22 protein-coding genes are annotated in these 22,110 nt (G+C 69.0%); 9 read left to right on the forward strand and 13 right to left on the reverse strand.

Annotated elements, in window-relative coordinates; translation table 11 throughout:
- Positions 1-20: 20 nt before the first annotated feature.
- Together QZH52_RS36725 and QZH52_RS36730 are read left to right on the forward strand one after the other, a co-directional pair.
- On the forward strand, positions 21-767 hold the full coding sequence (locus QZH52_RS36725) for an SDR family oxidoreductase (protein WP_286535012.1): 747 nt from the start codon (positions 21-23) through the stop codon (positions 765-767).
- Positions 767-1,423 carry a MarC family protein gene (locus tag QZH52_RS36730; protein ID WP_436411671.1) on the forward strand — a complete coding sequence of 219 codons (657 nt, stop codon included), beginning with the start codon at positions 767-769 and terminating at the stop codon, positions 1,421-1,423. Before QZH52_RS36725 ends, QZH52_RS36730 begins: the two co-directional genes overlap by 1 nt.
- Before the next feature lie 4 nt (positions 1,424-1,427).
- Here QZH52_RS36730 and QZH52_RS36735 read toward each other — a convergent pair whose 3' ends face one another.
- The 5 genes from QZH52_RS36735 to QZH52_RS36755 form a co-directional block, all read right to left on the reverse strand.
- Positions 1,428-1,880 carry a metallophosphoesterase family protein gene (locus tag QZH52_RS36735; protein WP_301816225.1) on the reverse strand — a complete coding sequence of 151 codons (453 nt, stop codon included), beginning with the start codon at positions 1,878-1,880 and terminating at the stop codon, positions 1,428-1,430.
- Between the two features lie 22 nt (positions 1,881-1,902).
- Entirely contained in the window at positions 1,903-2,565 is a 663-nt protein-coding gene (locus QZH52_RS36740) for an ABC-type transport auxiliary lipoprotein family protein (RefSeq protein WP_301816226.1), read from the reverse strand.
- An 11-nt stretch (positions 2,566-2,576) separates the two neighbouring features.
- Complete coding sequence (locus QZH52_RS36745) at positions 2,577-3,560, reverse strand: MlaD family protein (RefSeq protein WP_301816227.1); 984 nt, start codon at positions 3,558-3,560, stop codon at positions 2,577-2,579.
- A gap of 5 nt (positions 3,561-3,565) precedes the next feature.
- On the reverse strand, positions 3,566-4,393 hold the full coding sequence (locus QZH52_RS36750; RefSeq protein WP_286521843.1) for an ABC transporter ATP-binding protein: 828 nt from the start codon (positions 4,391-4,393) through the stop codon (positions 3,566-3,568).
- An 85-nt stretch (positions 4,394-4,478) separates the two neighbouring features.
- Complete coding sequence (locus QZH52_RS36755) at positions 4,479-5,645, reverse strand: MlaE family ABC transporter permease (protein ID WP_286521842.1); 1,167 nt, start codon at positions 5,643-5,645, stop codon at positions 4,479-4,481.
- Between the two features lie 203 nt (positions 5,646-5,848).
- On the opposite strand from QZH52_RS36755, the gene QZH52_RS36760 reads away from it, so the two are divergent.
- From QZH52_RS36760 to QZH52_RS36770, 3 genes are all read left to right on the forward strand, one after another.
- Positions 5,849-7,366: a CoA-acylating methylmalonate-semialdehyde dehydrogenase gene (locus tag QZH52_RS36760; RefSeq protein ID WP_436411672.1), complete on the forward strand. Its 1,518-nt coding sequence runs from the start codon at positions 5,849-5,851 to the stop codon at positions 7,364-7,366.
- Positions 7,367-7,428: 62 nt separating this feature from the next.
- Complete coding sequence (locus tag QZH52_RS36765; RefSeq protein WP_301816228.1) at positions 7,429-9,057, forward strand: GMC family oxidoreductase; 1,629 nt, start codon at positions 7,429-7,431, stop codon at positions 9,055-9,057.
- A gap of 290 nt (positions 9,058-9,347) precedes the next feature.
- Entirely contained in the window at positions 9,348-10,106 is a 759-nt protein-coding gene (locus QZH52_RS36770) for a sulfite exporter TauE/SafE family protein (RefSeq protein ID WP_286535018.1), read from the forward strand.
- A 4-nt stretch (positions 10,107-10,110) separates the two neighbouring features.
- On the opposite strand, the gene mrdA is transcribed toward QZH52_RS36770, so the two are convergent.
- The 4 genes from mrdA to QZH52_RS36790 form a co-directional block, all read right to left on the reverse strand.
- Positions 10,111-12,087 (reverse strand): penicillin-binding protein 2, encoded by a 1,977-nt coding sequence (mrdA, locus tag QZH52_RS36775; protein ID WP_301816229.1) that lies wholly within the window; start codon positions 12,085-12,087, stop codon positions 10,111-10,113.
- Between the two features lie 69 nt (positions 12,088-12,156).
- Complete coding sequence (gene mreD / locus QZH52_RS36780; protein ID WP_301816230.1) at positions 12,157-12,678, reverse strand: rod shape-determining protein MreD; 522 nt, start codon at positions 12,676-12,678, stop codon at positions 12,157-12,159.
- On the reverse strand, positions 12,675-13,676 hold the full coding sequence (gene mreC, locus QZH52_RS36785) for a rod shape-determining protein MreC (protein ID WP_286535021.1): 1,002 nt from the start codon (positions 13,674-13,676) through the stop codon (positions 12,675-12,677). Before mreC ends, mreD begins: the two co-directional genes overlap by 4 nt.
- A gap of 76 nt (positions 13,677-13,752) precedes the next feature.
- A complete protein-coding gene (locus QZH52_RS36790) occupies positions 13,753-14,796 on the reverse strand; it encodes a rod shape-determining protein (protein ID WP_077002382.1) in 1,044 nt (347 codons plus the stop codon).
- Positions 14,797-15,017: 221 nt separating this feature from the next.
- Between QZH52_RS36790 and gatC the strand changes: the two genes are divergently transcribed.
- Genes gatC through gatB form a run of 3 tightly spaced genes read left to right on the forward strand, consistent with a single transcriptional unit; the run spans position 15,018 to position 18,296 of the window.
- Positions 15,018-15,317: an Asp-tRNA(Asn)/Glu-tRNA(Gln) amidotransferase subunit GatC gene (gatC, locus tag QZH52_RS36795; RefSeq protein WP_286508401.1), complete on the forward strand. Its 300-nt coding sequence runs from the start codon at positions 15,018-15,020 to the stop codon at positions 15,315-15,317.
- Entirely contained in the window at positions 15,314-16,801 is a 1,488-nt protein-coding gene (gatA, locus tag QZH52_RS36800) for an Asp-tRNA(Asn)/Glu-tRNA(Gln) amidotransferase subunit GatA (protein ID WP_301816231.1), read from the forward strand. Before gatC ends, gatA begins: the two co-directional genes overlap by 4 nt.
- Before the next feature lies 1 nt (position 16,802).
- Positions 16,803-18,296: an Asp-tRNA(Asn)/Glu-tRNA(Gln) amidotransferase subunit GatB gene (gene gatB / locus QZH52_RS36805; RefSeq protein ID WP_301816232.1), complete on the forward strand. Its 1,494-nt coding sequence runs from the start codon at positions 16,803-16,805 to the stop codon at positions 18,294-18,296.
- Positions 18,297-18,308: 12 nt separating this feature from the next.
- Here the strand turns inward: gatB and QZH52_RS36810 are convergent, their stop codons facing one another.
- Positions 18,309-18,992: a DUF4124 domain-containing protein gene (locus tag QZH52_RS36810; RefSeq protein WP_436411673.1), complete on the reverse strand. Its 684-nt coding sequence runs from the start codon at positions 18,990-18,992 to the stop codon at positions 18,309-18,311.
- A 21-nt stretch (positions 18,993-19,013) separates the two neighbouring features.
- On the reverse strand, positions 19,014-19,697 hold the full coding sequence (gene pyrE / locus QZH52_RS36815) for an orotate phosphoribosyltransferase (protein WP_301816233.1): 684 nt from the start codon (positions 19,695-19,697) through the stop codon (positions 19,014-19,016).
- Between the two features lie 11 nt (positions 19,698-19,708).
- On the opposite strand from pyrE, the gene QZH52_RS36820 reads away from it, so the two are divergent.
- The gene (locus QZH52_RS36820) at positions 19,709-20,512 is read left to right on the forward strand and encodes an exodeoxyribonuclease III (protein ID WP_301816234.1); all 804 of its coding nucleotides are present in this window, start codon (positions 19,709-19,711) and stop codon (positions 20,510-20,512) included.
- 7 nt (positions 20,513-20,519) lie between these two features.
- On the opposite strand, the gene QZH52_RS36825 is transcribed toward QZH52_RS36820, so the two are convergent.
- Positions 20,520-21,266: a GntR family transcriptional regulator gene (locus tag QZH52_RS36825; RefSeq protein ID WP_301816235.1), complete on the reverse strand. Its 747-nt coding sequence runs from the start codon at positions 21,264-21,266 to the stop codon at positions 20,520-20,522.
- A 1-nt stretch (position 21,267) separates the two neighbouring features.
- Entirely contained in the window at positions 21,268-21,933 is a 666-nt protein-coding gene (locus QZH52_RS36830; RefSeq protein ID WP_301816236.1) for a cysteine hydrolase family protein, read from the reverse strand.
- Between the last annotated feature and the right edge of the window lie 177 nt (positions 21,934-22,110).

A 22,110-nucleotide genomic window follows, 5' to 3' on the forward strand; every position in this document is an offset into this window, starting at 1 on the left:
TTCCGTGCAGGAGGTGGGTTTTGGACCAGGTACTCCTGATCACCGGCGCCAGCCGGGGCATCGGCGCGGCGACCGCGCTGCAGGCCGCGCGCCGCGGCTGGGCCGTGGCGGTCAACTATGCCAGCAACTCGCTGGCCGCGGACGAGGTGGTGCGCAGCATTCGCGCCGCCGGCGGCACCGCGATCACGGTCCAGGCCGACGTCGGCGACGAGGCCCAGGTGATCGCCATGTTCGAGAAGGTCGACGCCAAGCTGGGCCGCCTGACGGCGCTGGTCAATAACGCCGGCGTGGTCGACATGCAGGCCCGGGTCGACCAGATGAGCGTGGCGCGGCTCGAGCGCATGCTGCGCATCAACGTGATCGGCAGCTTCGTCTGCGCCCGTGAGGCGGTGCGGCGCATGAGCACCCAGCACGGCGGCAGCGGCGGCGTGATCGTCAACCTCTCGAGCGCGGCCGCGCGGCTCGGCTCGCCGGGGCAGTACGTGGACTACGCCGCCAGCAAGGGGGCGATCGAGAGTTTCACGGTCGGGCTGGCCAAGGAGGTGGCCGGCGAGGGCATCCGGGTCAACGCGGTGCGCCCGGGCCTGATCGACACCGAGATCCACGCCTCGGGCGGCCTGCCCGACCGCGCCTTCCAGCTCGCCGCCACCGTGCCGATGAAGCGCACCGGCAGCGCCGACGAGGTGGCGAACGCCATCGTCTGGCTGCTGTCGCCCGAGGCCAGCTATGTCACGGGCACCGCTCTCGACGTCACGGGTGGTCGCTGATGGCCACGCCCGCGATGGACATGATCAAGCCGCTGATCACGCTGCTGGCCATCGTGAACCCGCTGGCGATCGTGCCTTTCTTCATCCACTACACCCAGGGCTGCACCGACCTCCAGCGCAAGCGCACCGCCTGGGTGTCGGCCTTCAGCGCCTTCGTCGTGATCGCGGTCAGCGCGTTGCTGGGGCTGCAGCTGCTGTCGTTCTTCGGCATCTCGATCGCGAGCTTCCAGGTCGGCGGCGGCATGCTGCTCCTGATCAGCTCGCTGTCGATGCTGAACGCCGAGCCGGCGGAGTCCAAGACCAACAAGGACGAGATCCGCGCCACCGAGGTCAAGGCCTCGCTCGGCGCCTCGATCGCGGTCGTGCCGCTCACCATCCCGCTCTTGACCGGCCCGGCAACGATGTCGACGGTGGTCATCTTCGCCGACCGCACGCAGCATGTCTGGGAGCTGGCGATCCTGGTCGGCTACGGCGTGGTGATCGGCCTCGCGACCGGCGTCACCTTCTCGCTGGCCGAGCCGATCGCGCGGGTGCTCGGCAAGACCGGCATCAACGTGATGACACGGCTGATGGGCCTGATCCTCGCGGCGCTGGCGGTCGAGGTGATGGCCGACGGACTAGGCACCCTCTTCCCGGTGCTGCACCGCGCGGCCTGAAGCGCTACAGCGCGACCAGCCGCGGCGTGATCGCGTCGCCCTCGATGCGCAGTTCGGCGACCGAGATCGGCAGCTTGAAGCGGCGCGGACCGGCGCTGCCCGGATTGAGGTAGAGCACCGGGCCGCGCTGCTCGGCCAGCGGGCGGTGCGAATGGCCGGAGACCACGACCTGGATGCCGTCGGCCACGGGATCGATGCGCAACAGCGCCAGATCATGGATCGCGAACAGCCGCAGGCCGCCCGCTTCCAGCAGCGCCGTCTCCGGCACGCCATCGGCCCAGGCGGCGCCGTCGTTGTTGCCGCGCACAACGGTCAACGGTGCGATCGCCGCCAGGGCGTCGAGGATGCGCGGATCGCCGATGTCGCCGCCGTGCACGATCCGGTCGCTGCCCTGCAGGAAGGCCAGCGCCTCGGGCCGCAGCAGCCCGTGGGTGTCGGAGATCACGCCGATGCGCATGCGGCCGCCGGCGGCTCGGGTTTCAGCGGGCCTGGTCGACCCAGGCCACCAGCTCGGCCACCACCGCATCGCTGGCCGCGGCCAGCGCCTTGACGCCGCCGGGACCGTCGGCGGTCGGGGCCGGCTTGCGGGCGGTGAAGCTGCGCTGGGCCAGCACCCGGTCGCCGCCGGGCTGGCTGCGGGTCAGGGTGGCGCTAACGCGGACCAGCCCGACGCTGCGCTCGGGCGATTCGAAGTACTGGCTGAATTCCTCGAGCGTCACGCGCAGGGAATCGGGCAAGCGGCCTTCGGTGCGGGCGATGGTGGCGCTCTCCTCGGGGCCGAGCACCGTATGGCCGGCCGACAGCCCTTCCCGCAGCCGCTGGCGCAGCAGTTGCGCCGGCGGCTGGCTCCAGCGCGACTGGCCGTAGGGTCGCAGTTCGTTCGAGTCGGCGTAGCCCAGGCGGTACAGCAGCTGGGTGCCGTCGAGCCGCGAATTGGCATCGACCTCGGCCAGCGCGATCATCGGCAGGGCGCGCGGCGCCGAGCCGGCGGCGCTCGCCGGCGGCGCGGCCGGCGCCGCCAGGCCGGGTCCGAAGTCGTAGAGGGCGGCGCGCGCGGGCTTGTCGGGCAGCGCGCCGCAGCCGGCCAGGCAGATCGCCGCCACGAGGCCGGCCAGGGAATTCTTCAGGGTCATGGACGTCATGGAAGGGGCCTTCACGGACTGGCGGACGCCGCCGGCGCCGAAAAGCCGGGCTCGCCCGGGCCGGCGACCACGCCACCGTTGCCGAACAGCAGCGATTGCGGGTTGTCGCTGATGCCGTCGGCGGCGCGGCCGAGCCGGCGCACCGCGCGCGAGGTGTCGTCGGCGACCCGGTTCACGCGCGGCAGGGTCGCGTTGTTGAACGAATCGACGGCCAGCGCCAGCGACTTGGTGCCGTCGCCGAGGCGCTCGATCGGGCCGTCCTTGGCATTCAGGCGGGTCGCGGTCGCGTTGAAGCTGTTGGCGACCCGCGAGATGTCGGTGGCCGCGCCCTTGACCGCGACCATGGTGTCGCGGGTACGGTCGACCAGCGGCGGCAGCGCCTTGAGCGCCGGGTTGAGCCCGGTCTTGACCGTGTTGTCGAGCGACTTCGTGAGCTGGTTGGCGCTGGTCGCGGCGGCGGCGATGTTCTCGAGCGCGTCGGCGATCCGGTGCTGGTTGTCGTCGCCGAGCAGCAGGTTGACCTTCTTGGTGACCTCCTCGACGCGGCCGAGGATGACCTCGCCACGGTCCTGCAACTGGGCCAGCAGCGAGGGCTTGAGCGGGATGCGCGGCGGATTGGCGTTGTCGGGCTGCAGCGAGACCTGCGATTCGCCCTTGTCGTCGAGCGCGATGAAGGCCAGCCCGGTGACGCCCTGGTAGCTCAGCGTCGCGAAGGTCGAGGTGGTGAGCGGCACCCGCTCGTCGACCGAGATGCGCACCCGCACGTTGCCCTTGACCTTGGGGTCGAAGTCGATCGAGCTGACCCGGCCGACCGCGATGCCGCGGTAGCGCACCATCGCCTGCGGCTGCAGGCCACTCACCGCGTCGCGGGTGGACAGTTCATACACGTTGCGCACCGTGTCGTCGCGCGTGAGCCAGACCACCAGCGCGACGAGCACGGCGACCAGGCCGAGCACGAAGGCCCCGGCGGCGATGGCATGTGACTTGTTTTCCATGGCGGCTACCTTTCAGACAGCGGGACCGGCCGGCTGGCCGCCCCTTCGTGCAGTGCTTCCATGGCGCGCTGGCCGCGGCCACCGAGGAAGTACTCGTGGATGAACGGATGCGGATAGGCGATCACGTCGCGGGTGGTCCCGGAGACGATCACCTTCTGGTCGGCCAGCACCGCGATCCGGCTGCTGAGGTCGAACAGGGTGTCGAGGTCGTGCGTGATCATCACCACCGTGAGGCCAAGCTCGCGGTGCAGCCCGCGCAACAGGTCGCAGAAGCCGTCGGCGCTCTCGGGGTCGAGCCCGGCGGTCGGCTCGTCGAGCAGCAGCAAGGGCGGGTCCATGATCAGCGCGCGCGCCAGCGCCACCCGCTTGATCATGCCGCCCGACAGGTCGGACGGGCTCTTGGTGGCCTGCTGCGGACTCAGCCCGACCATCTGCAGCTTGACCAGCGCGGCGTCGCGGATCAGGTCGTCGGGCAGCAGCTTGAGTTCGCGCAGAGGGAAGGCGATGTTGTCGAGCACGCTGAAGGCCGAGAACAGCGCGCCGTGCTGGAACAGCATGCCGACATTGGCGGCGCCCATCGCGCTGAGCCGCGCGGGCGCATGGCCGAGCACGGTGACCTCGCCCTTGGTCGGATGCTCCAGCCCGAGGATCTGGCGCAGCAGCACCGTCTTGCCGGTGCCGGACCCGCCGACCAGCGACAGCACCTCGCCGCGCACGATCGTCAGGTCGAGGTCGCGGTGTACGACCTGGTCGCCGTCGGGCGACCTGAACACGGTCCAGAGCTTGCGGATCTCGACCACGCGCTCGGCGTCAGGCGGGATGATGAAGGTCATTGGAGCCCCCACGCTCGGCACTTCGTGTCCTCGCTGCCCCCCGAGGGGGCGCGAGCTTGATTGGGGCGGCCCGGCGCGGCGCTCATCAGCGCAACCCCACGCCCTTGAACAGCACCGCGAACAGCGCATCGACCAGGATCACCACCGTGATCGAGGTCACCACCGAGGAGGTGGTGCCGCGGCCCAGGCTCTCGGTGTTGGGTTTCACCTTCATGCCGAAATAGCAGCCGATCAGCGCGATCAGGATGCCGAACACCGCCGACTTGGACAGCGCGAGGTACAGGTTGGACATCGGCACCGCGCGCGGCAGCGCCGACAGGAAGTAGGCCGGCGAGATGTCGAGCGACAGGTCGGCCGCGATCATGCCGCCGAACAGCGCCGCCATCGAGGTCCACATGCTGATCAGCGGCATCGTGATGGCCAGCGCCAGCACCCGCGGCATCACCAGCCGGAAACCGTGCGGGATGCCCATCACGCGCATCGCGTCGAGTTCCTCGGTAACCCGCATGACGCCGATCTGCGCCGTGATGGCCGAGCCGGAGCGGCCGGCGATCAGCACCGCCGCCAGCACGGGACCGAGTTCGCGGATCAGCGACAGGCCGAGGATGTTGACGATGAAGGTCTCGGCGCCGTACTGGCGCAATTGCTGCGATGTCAGGTAGGCCAGCACCACGCCGATCAGCAGGCCGACCAGCGCGGTGATCGGCAGCGCCGTGGTGCCGAACTGGTAGATCTGGCCCGAGAAGTCGCGCCACGGGCCGCGCAGCGGCGCCCGCAGCAGCTTGCCGACGTCGAGCACCAGCTGGCCGATGAGGCCGAGGAAATCGCGCGCCACGAACATCATGCGTGTCCCGTTGTGGGCGAAGTGCCTGAAGCGCTCGGCGAAGGTCACCGTGGGTTCGACCGGCGGGCTGCAGGTGTAGAGCGCAACCTGGTCCAGCACCGCCTTGTGCTGCGAATCCATTTCGAGCCGCGCCGGCCAGGCCTGGCCCCAGTGGTTCCACAGCAGCTGGGCGCCGATGTGGTCGAGCTGCTCGATCGGCCGCAGGTCCCAGGGCCGGCCCTGCTGCGCCGGCACGCCCTTGAGACTGTCCGACAGCGTGGTCCAGGCCGGCATCGACGACATCGCCAGCACGGTCCAGCGGCCGCTGGCGACGGCCCAGCGCCCGCCCGCCTGCTCGCGTTCGTCGACGCGCGGCTGCGTGCCCTGCGCTTCTTGCGCTTCGGCGGGCATCGGCGAATCGGTCGGCATGAGGGCGGCGGCAGGCGTAGAGCGAACGGAAGAACGCAGCATCGTAACCGGGTGCGTTTGCGCCCAAGCTCCGGATTTCCGCCCCCGCGCGTAGGCGTTTCGCGCAACCCCCGGCGCTTTGCCACAATCGGCGGCTGGGCCGGATGGCCGCCGATTCCGATTTTTCTTCCCCCACTCGCCGGCGGCGCCGGCAGGAGAACGCCATGCAGATGAGCAAGACCCCGATCCACCATTTCGTCGGCGGCCGCATAGCGGCCCCCCGATCCTCGCGCACCCAGGATGTCTTCAACCCCGCGACCGGCGCCGCCACCGGCAGCGTCGCGCTGGCCAACCGCGCCGACGTCGATGCCGCGGTGGCCGCCGCCCAGGCCGCCTTCCCGGCCTGGGCCGACACGCCGCCGATCCGCCGCGCCCGCGTGATGTTCAAGTTCCTCGAGCTGCTCAACAAGCACAAGGACGAGCTGGCCCACCTGATCACGGCCGAGCACGGCAAGGTCTTCACCGACGCCCAGGGCGAGGTGACCCGCGGCATCGACATCGTCGAGTTCGCCTGCGGCATCCCGCAGCTGCTCAAGGGCGACTTCACCGACCAGGTCTCGACCGGCATCGACAACTGGACCCTGCGCCAGCCGCTCGGCGTGGTGGCCGGCATCACGCCCTTCAACTTCCCGGTGATGGTGCCGATGTGGATGTTCCCGGTGGCCATCGCGGCCGGCAACACCTTCGTGTTGAAGCCCAGCCCGATCGACCCGAGCCCCTCGCTGCGCATGGCCGAGCTGCTCAAGGAGGCCGGGCTGCCCGACGGCGTCTTCAACGTCGTGCAAGGCGACAAGGAGGCGGTCGACGCGCTGCTGGAGCACCCCGACGTCAAGGCCGTCAGCTTCGTCGGCTCGACCCCGATCGCCAACCACATCTACGAGACGGGCGCCCGCCACGGCAAGCGCGTGCAGGCCCTGGGCGGCGCCAAGAACCACATGGTCGTGATGCCCGACGCCGACATCGAGCAGACGGTCGACGCCCTCATCGGCTCGGGCTACGGCTCGGCCGGCGAGCGCTGCATGGCGATCTCGGTGGCGATGCTGGTGGGCGACGTGGCCGATCGCGTGATGCCGCTGCTGACCGAGCGCGCGAAGACGCTCAAGGTGCTCAACGGTACGAACCTCGACGCCGAGATGGGCCCGATCGTCACCCGCGCGGCGCACGAGCGCATCACGGGCTACATCGCCCAGGGTGAGAAGGAAGGCGCCAAGCTGGTGGTGGACGGCCGCGGCTTCGACGCCAGCGTCGCCGGCGAAGGCTGCGGCGAGGGCTTCTGGATGGGCGGCACGCTGTTCGACCACGTCACGCCCGAGATGCGGATCTACAAGGAAGAGATCTTCGGCCCGGTGCTCTCCTGCGTGCGGGTGCACGACCTCAAGGAGGCGGTCGACCTGATCAACGCCCACGAGTTCGGCAACGGCGTGTCCTGCTTCACGCGCGACGGCAACGTGGCGCGCGAGTTCAGCCGGCGCATCCAGGTCGGCATGGTGGGCATCAACGTGCCGATCCCGGTGCCGATGGCCTGGCACGGCTTCGGCGGCTGGAAGAAGAGCCTGTTCGGCGACATGCACGCCTACGGCGAGGAAGGCGTGCGCTTCTACACCAAGCAGAAGTCGATCATGCAGCGCTGGCCGGAGAGCATCGGAAAGGGGGCCGAGTTCGTGATGCCGACCGCGAAGTAGGCCGCGCACCGCCGCGGGCGGTGGCCGCATCCCCATAACGACAAGAGACAAGCAAGACCCGAATGAGCGATACGACCTTCGACTACATCGTGATCGGCGGCGGCACCGCCGGCGCGCTGATGTGCAACCGCCTGACCCGCAGCAAGCAGCAGCGCACCCTGCTGATCGAGGCCGGCCGCAAGGACGACTACCACTGGATCCACATCCCGGTGGGCTACCTCTACTGCATCGGCAATCCGCGCACCGACTGGCTCTACAGCACCGAGCCCGATGCCGGACTGAACGGCCGCACCTTGCGCTACCCGCGCGGCAAGACGCTGGGCGGCTGCTCGAGCATCAACGGCATGATCTACATGCGCGGCCAGTCGCGCGACTACGAGAACTGGGCCGCGCTCACCGGCGACGACACCTGGCGCTGGAACAACGTGCTGCCGGCCTTCAGGCAACACGAGGACTACTACCTCGGCGCCGACGAGATGCATGGCGCCGGCGGCGAATGGCGGGTCGAGAAGCAGCGCCTGCGCTGGGACATCCTCGACGCCTTCGCGCAGGCCGCGCAGGAGGCCGGCATCCCGCACAGCAGCGACTTCAACCGCGGCAGCAACGAGGGCGTGGGCTACTTCCAGGTCAACCAGAAGGACGGCTGGCGCTGGAACACGGCCAAGGCCTTCCTGCGCCCGACCTGCTACGGCCGGCCCAACTTCGAGATGTGGGTCAATGCCCACGTGACGAAGCTGATCGTCGAGACCCAGGCCGACGGCAGCCGGCGCTGCACCGGCGTGCAGGTCTGGGACGGCCACGAGATGGTCACGGCGCACGCCACGCGCGAAGTGCTGCTGTGCGCCGGCAGCATCGGCTCGCCGCAGCTGCTGCAGCTCTCGGGCATCGGCCCGGCCGACCTGCTGCGCCAGCATGGCATCGAGGTGGTCGCCGACTTGCCGGGCGTCGGCGCCAACCTGCAGGACCACCTGCAGATCCGCGCGGTCTACAAGATCAAGGACGCGCCGACCCTCAACGTGCTGGCCTCCTCGCTCTATGGCAAGGCGAAGATCGGCATGGAATACCTGTTCAAGCGCAGCGGCCCGATGAGCATGGCGCCGTCGCAGCTTGGTGCCTTCACGCGCAGTTCCCCCGAGCACGAATGGCCGAACCTCGAGTACCACGTGCAGCCGCTGTCGCTCGATGCCTTCGGCGAGCCGCTGCACAGCTTCCCGGCCTTCACCGCCAGCGTCTGCAACCTGAACCCGACCAGCCGCGGCACGGTGCGCATCAAGAGCGGCAAGTTCAGCGACGCACCGGCGATCGCGCCCAACTACCTGAGCACCGACGAGGACCGCAAGGTGGCGGCCGATTCGCTGCGCGTCACGCGCCGCATCGCGGCCCAGCCCGCGCTCGCCAGATACGCGCCCGAGGAATGGAAGCCGGGGGTGCAATACCAGAGCGACGAGGAGCTGGCGCGGCTGGCCGGCGACATCGCGACCACCATCTTCCATCCGGTGGGCACCACCCGGATGGGCGCCGACGGCGACCCGATGGCGGTGCTGGATTCGCGCCTGCGGGTGCGCGGCATCCAGGGGCTGCGGGTGGTCGACGCCGGCGCCATGCCGACCATCACCAGCGGCAACACCAACAGCCCGACATTGATGATGGCCGAGAAGGCCGCCGGCTGGGTCCGCGAAGCCGCGGTGTGACTTGGCGGTGTATCAATTAGTTTCTGTTGGCGGGTAATCCCCGATGCACTGCCAAGGTGCGCCGAATTAAAGTATCGGTACTCGCAAACGGGCCAGCCCGCAGCGCGGGGGACCGAGGAGACAATCTTTCGGAGAACCAGAAAAAGATCACACAAGGCATCCGCACGAGATGCCGTTTTTTTGACAAGGCGCCGCTGGTCGGCGCCTTTTCTTTGGGCGATCGTCAAGCGGGGGCGCCGAGGGCGCGCTATCAAATGAATAGCAACCCGGAATGAGACAATCCCGCCCGCATGGAAACTCTGGTGCTGACCCTCGCCTCGCTGTTCGCGGGTTTCATCGATTCCATCGTCGGCGGCGGCGGCCTCATCCTGGTGCCGGCGCTGTTCAGCGTGCTGCCGGGCACCGCCCCTGCCACGCTGCTGGGCACCAACAAGAGCGCCTCGGTCTGGGGCACGGCCGCGGCCGCCGCGCAGTTCCACCGCCGGGTCGGCCTGCGTTGGCGCAACCTGCTGCCGGCCGGGGTGCTGGCCTTCGCGGGCTCGCTGGCCGGGGCCTGGGCGGTGACGGTGGTGCCGGGCGAGTTCCTGCGCAAGCTGCTGCCGCTGATCCTGGTCGCGCTGCTGGTCTACACGCTGGCGCGCAAGGACATGGGCGTGCACCATTCGCCGCGCTTCAGCGGCCGCGCCGAACTGCTCGCCACCGCCACCATCGGCGCCCTGCTCGGCGTCTACGACGGTTTCTTCGGGCCCGGCACCGGCAGCTTCTTCGTCTTCCTGTTCGTTCGCTGGCTGGGCTACGACTTCCTCAACGCGGCCGGCTCGGCCAAGCTGCTCAACGTCATGACCAACCTGGGGGCGCTGCTGCTGCTCGGGCTCAAGGGCCACGTGCTGTGGCAGCTGGGGCTGACGATGGCGGTGGCCAACGTGGCCGGCAGCGTGGTCGGGGCCCGGGTCGCCATCAAGCATGGCGCCACCTTCGTGCGCAAGGTCTTCATCGGCGTCGTCGCCGCGCTGATCCTGAAAACGGCCTACGACGCCTTCCTGCGCTGACGGTTCAGGGTGCGGCCGCGGCCTGGGTGGCGCTGCCGGCGGGCGGCCAGGCGACTTCGCTCGCGACCCTCGGCTTGCCGATCGGCGCCGTCGCCTTGCCGACCTGGATCGCCGCCATGTCGGCCTCGCTCGGGTACTGGTTCATGAGCCAGTAGTCGAACACCCGGCGCGCGATCGGGGCCGCGGCGCCGGCGCCCCAGCCGGCGTTCTCGACGATCAGGGCGACCGCGATCTTCGGGTCGTTGACCGGCGCGAAGGCCATGAACAAGGCGTGGTCGCGCTGGTGCTCTTCGAGCGCCTTGGCGTTGTACTTGGTGTTCTGCGCCTGCGTCACGGCCTGGGCGGTGCCGGTCTTGCCGGCCGCCTGGTAGGCGGCGCCGGCGAACACGCCGCGCGCGGTGCCGCCGGTGACGACCGCGGTCAGGCCCTCCCGGACCACGGCGATGTCGGCCGGCCGGTAGCCGAGGTTGATGGCCGGCGGCTGCTCGACCGGCTTGACCTCGCCCGTGACGGTGTCGCGGATGCCGAGCACCAGGTGCGGCTTGTGCTTGATGCCGCCGTCGGCCACGATCGCCGTGGCCTGCGCCAGCTGCAGCATCGTGAACGCGTTGTAGCCTTGGCCGATGCCGAGCGAAATGGTCTCGCCCGCATACCACTTGCGCTGCTCGGGCCGGCGGTAGGCATTGCGCTTCCACTCGGTGCTCGGCAGCACGCCGCGCACCTCGCCGCCGATGTCGATGCCGGTGATCTGGCCGAAGCCCAGCGGCTTCATCGCGTCGTGGATCAGGTCGACGCCCATCTCGTTGGCCAGCGAGTAGTAGTAGATGTTGCTCGACAGCTGGATCGAGCGGCGCATGTCGACATTGCCGATGTTGCCCTCGGGGCTGCCGAAGCGGTGGCCGCCGAAATTGAAGTAGCCGGGGTCGTTGACCAGCACGCTGGGGCCGCGCTTGCCGGTCTGCAGCGCCGCCAGCGCCATGAAGGGCTTGTAGGTCGAGCCCGGCGGGTAGGTGCCGCGCAGCGCCCGGTTGAGCAGCGGCTTGTCGAGCGATTCGCTGAGTTCCTTCCAGCTCTCGACGTCGATGCCCTCGACGAACAGGTTGGGATCGAAGGTCGGCTTGCTCACGAAGGCCAGGATCTCGCCGGTCTTGGGATCGAAGGCGACCAGCGCGCCGCGGCGCTCGCCGTACATGTCCTCGACCAGCTTCTGCAGCTTGATGTCGAGCGACAGCATGACCGTGTTGCCGGGCGTCGCCGGATGGGCGGCCAGCCGGCGCACCGCGCGGCCGCCGGCCGAGGTTTCCATCTGCTCGACGCCGGTCTGGCCGTGCAGCGTCTTCTCGTAGCTCTGCTCGATGCCGAGCTTGCCGATGTACTCGGTGCCCTTGTAGTTGGCGAGGTCCTCGTCTTCCCAGTCTTCCATGGCCGTCTTCTCGGCCTGGTTGATGCGGCCGATGTAGCCGAGCACGTGGCTCGCGAGTTCGCCATGGGGGTAGTTGCGGAACAGCCGGGCCTTGATTTCGACACCGGGGAAGCGGTAGCGCTGGGCGGCGAAGCGGGCCACCTCCTCGTCGCTCAGGCGGGTGCGGATCGGAACCGAGTCGAAGCTGCGCGAGTCTTCGCGCAGCCGCTTGAAGCGCCGCCGGTCGCGCGGCGAGATCTCGAGCACCTCGGTCAGGGCGTCGATCGTGTCCTCGAGGTTGCCGGCCTTGGACGGCGTGATCTCGAGCGTGTAGGCCGAATAGTTGGATGCCAGCGTGATGCCGTTGCGGTCGAGGATGAGGCCGCGATTCGGCACCACCGGGACGATCGCGGTGCGGTTGCTTTCGGCCTGCTCGGCGAGGTCCTCGTGGCGCACCACCTGGAGGTAGCCCAGCCGCGCGCAGAGCAGCCCGAAGCAGACCAGCACGACCGCGCCGATCACGAACACCCGCCGCCGGAAGCGGGAGAGGTCGGCGGCAACGTTGCGGATCTCGGTCATTTGGGAACTGGAGCTTAGGCCGCCGATCGGCCGCAGGCAATGGGCTGCGGAACGGCGGCGGGCAGGCTGTCAGAGTGGTCTGTTGGCGTCAGGTTCCGGCGTCCGGCGCTGCGGCGCCAAAAGAACCAGGCTGACCAGCGGCCACAGGGCCGCCTCCAGCGCCGGTGCCACCAGCAGCGACCAGCCGGGGAAGGCGCCGCCGCCGATCATCCGGATCGCGAGCTCGATCAGGTGCGACAGCGCGAACAGCGGCAGCACCTGCAGGGCCTGCGAGACCAGCGGGAACCACAGCAGGCGCCGGTGGATCATGGTCGCCAGGAAGCCCAGCGTGGTGTAGGACAGCGCATGCTGCCCGAGCATGGCGGCCTGGTGCACGTCCATCAGCAGGCCGAACATGAAGGCCGCGCCGATGCCGATGCGCGACGGCTGGTGCACGCTCCAGAAGACGATCACCAGCGCCAGCAGGTCGGGTGTCCAGGCGGCGCGGCCGATCGGCACCATGTTGACCAGCAGCGCGACGATCAGGCTGGTCCACATGAACAGCGGGCTGACGGGCAGCAAGAGCTGCTGCTGGCCGGGGCGCATGATCATCGCGGACCCGCTTCCTTCTTGTCGGCCTTCTTGGCGGCCTTGGCGTCCGCCTTGGCATCGGCCTTGGCGTCGGCCTTGTCGGCCTTCTTCTTGGCGGCGACCGCCGAGGGCGTGTTGGCCGGCGTGGGCTTCGGCACCGACTGGGCCCCCGTGGGCGCCAGCACCAGCACGTAGCGCGCCGCCGTGACCTTGGCCAATGGCTCGCAATGGATGCGGGCGAAGGCCGAATCGGCGCGGCGCTCGATGCGGTCGATCCGGGCCACCGGCAGGCCCGGCGGGTAGACCCCGTCGACGCCGCTGGTGGTCAGCACGTCGCCTTCCTGGACATCCGAATTGGCCTGCATGAAGCGCAGTTCGAGGCCGCCGCCGTGGGCGCTGGCATCGCCGAAGGCGACGCTGCGCGCACCGGTGCGCACGTTCTGGACCGGGATCGCGAGATCGCGGTCGATCACCAGCGTGATCTCGCTGGAGAAGGGCTGCACCTGCGTCACCTGGCCCAGCACGCCGTGCTCGTCGATCACCGGCGAGCCGGCCGCGATGCCGTTCATGAGGCCCTGGTCGATCACCAGCTTGCGGGTGTAGGGGTCGGCGGCGTCATACAGCACCTCGGCCGCCCGGCCCGGCGTCTGCGTCATCTGGCGCAGCTCGAGCAGCGAGCGCAGCCGGGCGTTTTCCTGGGCCAGCGTGTCGGCCTGGCTGGCGCGCTCGGACTGCAGCGCGAGCGCCTTGCGGGCCTCGGCCTCGTTGCCCTGCGCGGTCTGCAGGTCTTCGAGGTAGCGTCCTCCGCCGACCACCAGTTGCACCGGCTTGAGCGCCAGCCACTGCACCGGGTACAGCACCGTGCCGATCGCCAGCCGGATCGGCTGCACAAGGTGAAAGCGGGCGTCGGCCACCATCAGGAACAGCGCCAGCGCGCTGAAGAAGATCAGTTTGCTCAGCGCCGAAGGCCCCTGGTTGAAGAGGGGCGGGGCGGTGCGGTCCAGAGTGCCGAGCGGCATGACGCGTTATGCCACGAGAGCTGCGCTGTTTGTAGGGGTGGAAAGGTGTGGTGGCGGATCCGGCTCCGCCGGGCCTTCACTCGCTGGTGAAGATGCTTCCCAGTCGGTCCATCCGCTCGAGGGCGATGCCGCAGCCGCGCACCACGCAGGTCAGCGGGTCTTCGGCCACCAGCACCGGCAGGCCGGTTTCCTCGGCCAGCAGGCGGTCGAGGTCGCGCAGCAGCGCACCGCCGCCGGTCAGCATCATGCCGCGCTCGGCGATGTCGGCGCCCAGTTCGGGCGGCGTCTGCTCGAGCGCGTTCTTGACCGCGGACACGATGTTGTTGAGCGGATCGGTCAGGGCTTCGAGCACTTCGTTGCTGCTGATCGTGAAGCTGCGCGGCACGCCTTCGCTCAGGTTGCGGCCCTTGACTTCCATCTCCTTGACTTCGGAGCCCGGGAAGGCCGAACCGATGTTCTTCTTGATGACTTCGGCCGTCGGCTCGCCGATCAGCATGCCGTAGTTGCGGCGGATGTAGTTGATGATGGCCTCGTCGAAGCGGTCGCCGCCGACCCGCACGCTGCCCTTGTAGACCATGCCGCCGAGCGAGATCACGCCGACTTCGGTGGTGCCGCCGCCGATGTCGACCACCATCGAGCCGCTGGCCTCGGAGACCGGCAGGCCGGCGCCGATCGCGGCGGCCATCGGTTCTTCGATGAGATAGACCGAGGTGGCGCCGGCGGCTTCGGCCGCGTCCTTGATGGCGCGGCGCTCGACCTGGGTCGAGCCGCAGGGCACGCAGATGATGATCCGCGGGCTCGGCGTGAGCAGCGAGCGCGGGTGCACCATCTTGATGAACTGCTTGATCATCTGCTCGGTGATGACGAAATCGGCGATCACGCCGTCCTTCATCGGCCGGATGGCTTCGATGTTGCCGGGCACCTTGCCGAGCATGGCCTTGGCCTCGCGACCCACGGCCTGGATCACCTTCTTGCCGTGCGGGCCGCCTTCGTGGCGGATCGCGACGACCGAGGGTTCGTCGAGCACGATGCCCTTGTTGCGAGCGAAGATCAGGGTGTTGGCGGTGCCGAGGTCGATCGCCAGGTCGGTAGAAAAATACCGACGGAAAGCTCCAAACATTGTGGAATCCTCTGGGGCACGGCATGCGCGTCGGCAGGCCGTCGCCTTATTTTTGGTCGTGTGACGGGTGGTTTGAAAGGTTTTTGCGGCAAAAGCCGGCGCGTTCGCGGGGGTTGCGGCAAAGGCGGGATAATAACCGAATCCCCTGACAGCTCCGCGTTTCCGAGCCTTTTTGCGGGGTGCGAAAGTACCTCGATCCGGTCCGGAAACGCCAATTTTCGATGTCCCTCACCTCCACAGATATCGCCCGCATCGCCTCGCTGGCGCGGCTCCAACTGGCCCCCGACGAAAGCGAGCGGATGCGCGGCCAGATCAACGGCTTCTTCGACCTGGTCGAGCGCATGCGCGCGGTCGACACCACCGGCGTCGAGCCCCTGGCCCACCCGGTCGCCGCGATCGAGGACATCACGCTTCGCCTGGCCGAAGATGTGGTGACCGAGCCGAACAACCGCGAAGCCAACCAGCGCAGCGCGCCGGCGGTCGAAAACGGGCTGTTCCTGGTCCCGAAGGTGATCGAATGAGCGCCGAAATCCACCAGATGGGCGTGGCCGGGCTGGCCGCGGCCCTGCGCGAGCGCAAGGTCTCGGCGGTCGAGGCCGCTCACCACCACCTGTCACGCATCCGAGCCCACCAGGATCTGGGCGCCTTCGTGGCGATCGACGAACAGCTCACGCTGTCCCAGGCCCGCGCCGCCGACGACCGCATCGCCGCCGGCTCGGCCGCGCCCCTCGAAGGCGTGCCGATCGCCCACAAGGACATCTTCGTCACCGCCGACCTGCCGACCACCGCCGGCTCGCGCATCCTGGCCGGCTACCGCTCGCCCTTCGACGCCACCGTGGTGCGCAAGCTGGGCGAGGCCGGTGCCGTGACGCTGGGCAAGCTCAGCTGCGACGAGTTCGCGATGGGCTCGGCCAACGAGAACGTCGCCGTGCCGGCCATCGGTTTCGACCACGCGGTGCCGGTGCGCAACCCCTGGGACACCGGCCGCATTCCCGGCGGCTCCTCGGGCGGCAGCGCCGTGGCCGTGGCCGCAAGGCTGGCACCGGGCGCCACCGGCACCGACACCGGCGGCTCGATCCGCCAGCCGGCCTCGTTCTGCGGCGTCACCGGCATCAAGCCGACCTACGGCCGGGCCTCGCGCTACGGCATGGTCGCGTTCGCGTCCAGCCTCGACCAGGCCGGCCCGATGGCCCGTTCGGCCGAGGACTGCGCCCTGCTGCTGTCGGCCATGTGCGGGCCGGACCCCGAGCGCGACTCGACCTCGCTGGCCCGCCCGGCGGAAGACTTCTCGCGCCAGCTCGCGGGCTCGCTCGACGGCCTGCGCATCGGCGTGCCGAAGGAGTTCTTCGGCGAAGGCGTGGCGCCGGGCGTGCGCGCCGCGGTCGATGCCGCGCTGGCCGAATACGAGAAGCTCGGTGCCCGCCGCGTCGAGATCACGCTGCCGCGCACCGAACTGTCGATCCCCGTGTACTACATCATCGCGGCGGCCGAGGCCTCGAGCAACCTGAGCCGCTTCGACGGCGTCAAGTTCGGCCACCGGGCCAAGAACTACCGCGACCTGGCCGACATGTACGCCCAGACCCGCGAAGAGGGCTTCGGCGACGAGGTCAAGCGCCGCATCATGATCGGCACCTACGTGCTCTCGCACGGCTACTACGACGCCTACTACCTGCAGGCGCAGAAGGTGCGCCGCATGATCGCCGACGACTTCCAGCAGGCCTTCGCGCAGTGCGACGTCATTGCCGGCCCGGCCGCGCCCAGCGTGGCCTGGAAGCTCGGCGAGCACGGCGACGATCCGGTGGCCGACTACCTGGCCGACATCTTCACCCTGCCCGGCTCGCTCGCCGGCCTGCCCGGCATGAGCGTGCCGGCCGGCTTCGACGGCGGCCTGCCGGTCGGCCTCCAGCTGATCGGCAACTACTTCGCCGAGGCGAAGCTGCTGAACGCGGCACACGCCTTCCAGCAGGCCACCGACTGGCACCTCCGCACCCCGGGAGGCTACTGACATGACGCAGCAGCAACAAAGCACCACCGAACAATTGCAGGCCGGGCGGCCGACCGGCCCCCTGGTCCAGGGCTACGAAGTCGTGATCGGCTTCGAGACCCACGCCCAGCTCTCGACCGCCTCCAAGATCTTCAGCCGTGCCTCGACCGCCTTCGGCGCCGAGCCCAACACCCAGGCCTGCGCGGTCGACCTGGCGCTGCCAGGTACCCTGCCGGTGATGAACAAGGGCGCGGTCGAACGCGCCATCAAGCTCGGCCTCGCGCTCGGCTCGACGATCGCGCCGCGCAGCGTGTTCGCGCGCAAGAACTACTTCTACCCCGACCTGCCCAAGGGCTACCAGATCAGCCAGTTCGAGATCCCCGTGGTGCAGGGCGGCTCGGTGAGTTTCTTCGTCGGCGACGAGCCGAAGACCGTGCGCCTGGTGCGCGCGCACCTCGAAGAAGACGCCGGCAAGTCGCTGCACGAGGACTTCGTCGGCCAGTCGGGCATCGACCTGAACCGCGCCGGCACGCCGCTGCTCGAGATCGTGACCGAGCCCGACATGCGCTCCACCGCCGAGGCCGTGGCCTATGCGCGCGAGCTGCACAAGATCGTCACCTGGATCGGCATCTGCGACGGCAACATGCAGGAAGGCAGCTTTCGCTGCGACGCCAACGTGTCGGTGCGCAGGCCCGGCGACAAGCTCGGCACCCGGCGCGAGATCAAGAACCTGAACAGCTTCAAGTTCATGCAGCAGGCGATCGACTACGAGATCCGCTGGCAGATCGAGGAGATCGAGGACGGCCGCACGGTCCAGCAGGCCACGGTGCTGTTCGACCCCGACACGGGCGAGACCCGCGCGATGCGCACCAAGGAAGACGCCGCCGACTACCGCTACTTCCCCGACCCCGACCTGCCGCCGCTGGCGATCGCCGCCGACTGGATCGAGCGCGTGCGCGCCGAAATGCCCGAGCTGCCGCGCGCGATGGCCGAGCGCTACGTGCGCGAGCATGGGCTGTCGGACTACGACGCCGCCCAGCTCACTCAGAGCCCGGCCCTGGCCGCCTACTTCCAGGGTGCGGTGGCCGCCGGTGCCAACGCCAAGCTGGCGAGCAACTGGATCACCGGCGAGATCGCGCGGCGCCTGAACCAGCAGGACATCGCGATCACCGAGGCCCCGGTGACGGCGCGGCAACTGGCCGGGCTGGTCGCGCGCATCGGCGACGGCACGATCTCCAACAATGCGGCGCGGCAGGTGTTCGACGCCCTCTGGACCGGCGAGGGCCTGGAGGTCGACGCAATCATCGAGGCCAAGGGCCTGAAGCAGATGAGCGATTCGGGCGCGCTGGAAAAGATCATCGACCAGGTGCTCGCGACCAACGAGAAGAACATCGCCGAATACCGCGCCGGCAAGGACAAGGCCTTCAACGCGCTGGTCGGCCAGGTCATGAAGGCCAGCCAGGGCAAGGCCAACCCGGCGCAGGTCAATGCGCTGCTGAAGTCGAAACTGGGCTAGCCAGGGGGCGACTCACTTCGACTTCTGGGCCGCAGCCGTGTTCGCGGCCCAGAGCGGCGCCAACTTGGCGTGCTCCTCGTCGAAGCGCGCGTTGACGCGCTTCTTCTCGTCTTCCTGCTCGCCGATGAAGCGGTTCTGGACCGCCACGCTGCGGGCGATGTCCTCGGTCCGGCGCCGCAGCGCGTCAGGCGCCTTGGCCGGGTCCTTCTTGTAGAACTCGAGTTCGTCGTCGACCCGCTTGCGATCCTCGCCCAGTTCGGCCAGCCGCTTGCGGGCGGCCTGGATCACGACGTCGATCTGCACCAGCGCCTCGGCGCGCTCCCGGTCGTGGGCCGCGGGGTTGGGGTAGCGCACCAGCAGGGCGCGCTCGCGCCGCCGCTCCTCGACCAGCCGGGCCGCCTGCAGCTGCGCCGCCCGTTCGCGGTCCTCGCGCTCGGCCTGCTCGCGCGCCGTGTAGGAGGGCTCGACCACGCGGCGCGTGGTGCCGCTCGGATTGAGTTCGCGCTGCTCGCGGTCGAGGCAGTCGGGAATCGGACGGTCGGCGGTGATCGTCCGGCCCTTGGCGTCGGTGCAGCTGTAGATGCCCGCGGCATTGGGCGCCCCGCGCGCGCCGGACCCCTGTTGCGCGTGCGCCATGCCGGCTGCGGCCAGCGAAAGGACCAGGAATGCCTTCAGTGCTTGGGTGCTCGCCAACATCAGTCCTTCACACGGGTTGAATCAGCCCGCGCCGTAACGCGCCCGGTACGCCAGCACGTGCTGGCGGTGGGCGCCCAGTTCGTCGTCCGCGCGGCCTGACAGATACTGTAACAAGTCGTCAAGCGTTGCGATGGAAATAACTGCAAGGCCGAGCTGATTGCGTACATATTGCACGGCGCTGTGGTCCACGTCGGCGCCGTTCTCGGTCGCCTTCTCCTGGCGGTCGAGCGCGATCGCGACCGCGTGCGGGGTCGCGCCGGCGGCACGGATGGCCGCGATCGACTCGCGCACCGCGGTGCCGGCCGACATCACGTCGTCGACGATCAGCACCCGGCCCTGGAGCGGGGCGCCGACCAGGGTCCCGCCCTCGCCGTGGTCCTTGGCTTCCTTGCGGTTGTAGGCGAAGGGCACGTTGCGGCCGCGGCGCGCCAGTTCGGCCGCCACCGTGGCGCCCAGCGGAATGCCCTTGTAGGCCGGGCCGAAGATCATGTCGAACTCGAGCCCGCTGGCGATCAGCCGGTCTGCATAGAATTCCGCCAGCCGGGCGAGCTTGGCGCCATCGTCGAACAGGCCCGCATTGAAAAAATAGGGGCTGATGCGGCCGGCCTTGGTCTTGAACTGGCCGAAGCGCAGCACCCCCGACTCCAGCGCGAACTGCACGAAAGCCTGCGCCAGTGCGCCGCCCTCTTCAATCTTCTCAGCCATAGGAATTCCTCGTGTTCAAACTGACCAGCCTCAACCTCAACGGCCTGCGATCGGCTGCCACCAAGGGCGTCGCCGATTGGGTCGGCGGACTGGGGCCGGATTGTATTTGCATGCAGGAGATCCGGGTCCAGGCGAGCGATATCGAGGGCCGCTTCGAGGAGATGGCGGGGCTCAAGGGGCACTTCCACTTCGCAGAGAAGAAAGGCTACGCGGGCACGGCGATCTACTCGAAGCATGCGCCCAGCGACGTGGTGGTGGGCTGGGGCGACGCCGAGTTCGACGCCGAGGGCCGCTACCTCGAACTGCGCTTCGACACCCCGAAGCGGAAGCTGTCGATCATCAGCTGCTACTTCCCGAGCGGGTCCTCGGGCGAAGAGCGGCAGGCAGCGAAATTCCGCTTCCTGAAGGGCTTCTTCCCGCACCTGAACGCGCTCAAGCGCGAGCGCGAGTTCATCCTCTGCGGCGACATCAACATCGCCCACAAGGAGATCGACCTCAAGAACTGGCGCGGCAACCAGAAGAACAGCGGCTTCCTGCCGGAGGAGCGGGCCTGGATGACGAAGCTGCTCGACGCCGGCGCCGATGGCGCGGGGCTGATCGACGTCTACCGGATGCTCAAGCCCGAGACCACGGGCGACGCCTACACCTGGTGGAGCAACCGCGGCCAGGCCTACGCGAACAACGTGGGGTGGCGGCTCGACTACCACCTGGCGACGCCGAAGCTGGCGGCGCTGGCGCGCCAGGAGCAGATCTTCAAGACGATCAAGTTCAGCGACCACGCGCCGATCACGGTGGATTACGACTTCACGCTGTAGACGGCGCTCAGCCTCCGCGTATCGGGGTGCGCCCGGCATGGCGCGCCATATGCACCTGGTGCAGCGTGATCTTGCGCACCTCGGCCTGGCTGGTCTCGATGTGGGCGCGCAGCAGCATCGCGGCCTGGTCGCCGCGGTTGGCGCGGATCGCCTTCAGGATCTTGGCGTGCTCGTCGTAGGTGGCGTCGATGCGCGGCTGCTTGGTGAAGTCGAGCCGGCGGATGATGCGGATGCGGTCGGTCACGTCGCGGTGCACGCGGGCCATCTCGCCGTTGCCGGCGGCAGCGACCAGCGAGCAATGGAAGGCCTCGTCCCACTGCGCCACCTGCACGGTGTCGGCGCTGCGCTGCGCCGCCGGCACGAGCCAGATTCCGGCCAGCGTGTCGAGCAGGCTGCGATCGACGCGGTGGTCGCTCTCGCAGAGGCGGTGCACGGCGGTGGTCTCGAGCACCATGCGCAGGTCGTAGAGCTGCTCGAACTGGTCGAAGTCGAAGGGCAGCACGCGCCAGCCGCTGCGGAACAGCACTTCGACGAAGCCCTCCTGCTGCAGCCGGAAGAGCGCCTGGCGCACCGGCGTGCGCGAGACGCCGAGACGCTCGCTGATCTCGTTTTCGGTGAAGCGGTCGCCGGGGACCAGGCTGAATTCGGCAACGTCGCGCTTGAGCTGCGCATAGACCTCGTCGGCCCGGGTGCGGAACACGGGATCGGGGGCTGAGGGCTCGGGAGGAATTCGAACGGTCGACACGTAGGCCATGTTAGTGGGTGCCGAGCGCGGCCAGCAAGGCGGCGCTGGGCGCGGTCCAGCCGACGATGCCGCCCTGGGCGCGGATCATCTCGACGGCAGCCGCCTTGAAGGCCGGAAAGTAGCTTTCGGTGCAGTCCTCCAGCAGCAGGCAGTCGTAGCCGCGGTCGTTGGCCTCGCGCATGCTGGTCTGCACGCAGACCTCTGTCGTGACGCCGCCGAACAGCAGGTGGGTGATGCCGCGCCGCTTGAGCGTCTCGTGCAGGCCGGTCGCATAGAAGGCGCCCTTGCCGGGCTTGTCGACCACGATCTCGCCTTCGACCGGCGCCAAGGCTTCGATGATCTGGTTGCCGGGTTCGCCCATGACAAGGATGCGGCCCATGGGGCCGGCGTCGCCGATGCGCAATGTGGGGTTGCCGCGGTTGCGCTTGGCGGGCGGGCAGTCGGAGAGGTCGGGTTTGTGGGCCTCCCGGGTGTGGACGACCAGGCCGCCCGCGGCTCGCCAGGCTTCGAGGGTTGTTTTTGTCGCGGGGACGATGGCTTCGAGCAGCGACACGTCATTGCCCAGGGTTTCGCCGAAACCGCCGGGTTCGATGAAGTCCCTCTGCATGTCGATCAGGACCAGGGCGGTTTTGGCGAGGTCGAATTCGTAGGTGAAGGGCTGGGCTTCTATCTTCATTTCCTGGCTTTCGACGATGTTTGGTTGTGGGCTTGTGGGCGGCGATGGCAGGCGGTATGCCCTGGACCGGCCGACGTCACCGGCCCTTCGGGCTTCCCTGCGCTGCTCGCGACAGGCGGGGTCCGCGCAAACTCGCTCCGCTGCGCTCCACTCAAACACGCGCGGCCCTGATCCGCC

Origin of the sequence: Variovorax ginsengisoli (assembly GCF_030486595.1) — a bacterium.
Taxonomy (GTDB): Bacteria; Pseudomonadota; Gammaproteobacteria; order Burkholderiales; family Burkholderiaceae_C; genus Variovorax; species Variovorax ginsengisoli_B.

Excerpts from the sequence above, each read along its gene's own strand:
- QZH52_RS36730 (WP_436411671.1), top strand. The coding sequence starts at position 767 with ATGGCCACGCCCGCGATGGACATGATCAAGCCGCTGATCACGCTGCTG.
- QZH52_RS36735 (WP_301816225.1), bottom strand. The coding sequence starts at position 1,880 with ATGCGCATCGGCGTGATCTCCGACACCCACGGGCTGCTGCGGCCCGAG.
- QZH52_RS36740 (WP_301816226.1), bottom strand. The coding sequence starts at position 2,565 with ATGACGTCCATGACCCTGAAGAATTCCCTGGCCGGCCTCGTGGCGGCG.
- QZH52_RS36745 (WP_301816227.1), bottom strand. The coding sequence starts at position 3,560 with ATGGAAAACAAGTCACATGCCATCGCCGCCGGGGCCTTCGTGCTCGGC.
- QZH52_RS36750 (WP_286521843.1), bottom strand. The coding sequence starts at position 4,393 with ATGACCTTCATCATCCCGCCTGACGCCGAGCGCGTGGTCGAGATCCGC.
- QZH52_RS36755 (WP_286521842.1), bottom strand. The coding sequence starts at position 5,645 with ATGCCGACCGATTCGCCGATGCCCGCCGAAGCGCAAGAAGCGCAGGGC.
- QZH52_RS36760 (WP_436411672.1), top strand. The coding sequence starts at position 5,849 with ATGCAGATGAGCAAGACCCCGATCCACCATTTCGTCGGCGGCCGCATA.
- QZH52_RS36765 (WP_301816228.1), top strand. The coding sequence starts at position 7,429 with ATGAGCGATACGACCTTCGACTACATCGTGATCGGCGGCGGCACCGCC.
- QZH52_RS36770 (WP_286535018.1), top strand. The coding sequence starts at position 9,348 with ATGGAAACTCTGGTGCTGACCCTCGCCTCGCTGTTCGCGGGTTTCATC.
- mrdA (WP_301816229.1), bottom strand. The coding sequence starts at position 12,087 with ATGACCGAGATCCGCAACGTTGCCGCCGACCTCTCCCGCTTCCGGCGG.
- mreD (WP_301816230.1), bottom strand. The coding sequence starts at position 12,678 with ATGATCATGCGCCCCGGCCAGCAGCAGCTCTTGCTGCCCGTCAGCCCG.
- mreC (WP_286535021.1), bottom strand. The coding sequence starts at position 13,676 with ATGCCGCTCGGCACTCTGGACCGCACCGCCCCGCCCCTCTTCAACCAG.
- QZH52_RS36790 (WP_077002382.1), bottom strand. The coding sequence starts at position 14,796 with ATGTTTGGAGCTTTCCGTCGGTATTTTTCTACCGACCTGGCGATCGAC.
- gatC (WP_286508401.1), top strand. The coding sequence starts at position 15,018 with ATGTCCCTCACCTCCACAGATATCGCCCGCATCGCCTCGCTGGCGCGG.
- gatA (WP_301816231.1), top strand. The coding sequence starts at position 15,314 with ATGAGCGCCGAAATCCACCAGATGGGCGTGGCCGGGCTGGCCGCGGCC.
- gatB (WP_301816232.1), top strand. The coding sequence starts at position 16,803 with ATGACGCAGCAGCAACAAAGCACCACCGAACAATTGCAGGCCGGGCGG.
- QZH52_RS36810 (WP_436411673.1), bottom strand. The coding sequence starts at position 18,992 with ATGTTGGCGAGCACCCAAGCACTGAAGGCATTCCTGGTCCTTTCGCTG.
- pyrE (WP_301816233.1), bottom strand. The coding sequence starts at position 19,697 with ATGGCTGAGAAGATTGAAGAGGGCGGCGCACTGGCGCAGGCTTTCGTG.
- QZH52_RS36825 (WP_301816235.1), bottom strand. The coding sequence starts at position 21,266 with ATGGCCTACGTGTCGACCGTTCGAATTCCTCCCGAGCCCTCAGCCCCC.
- QZH52_RS36830 (WP_301816236.1), bottom strand. The coding sequence starts at position 21,933 with ATGAAGATAGAAGCCCAGCCCTTCACCTACGAATTCGACCTCGCCAAA.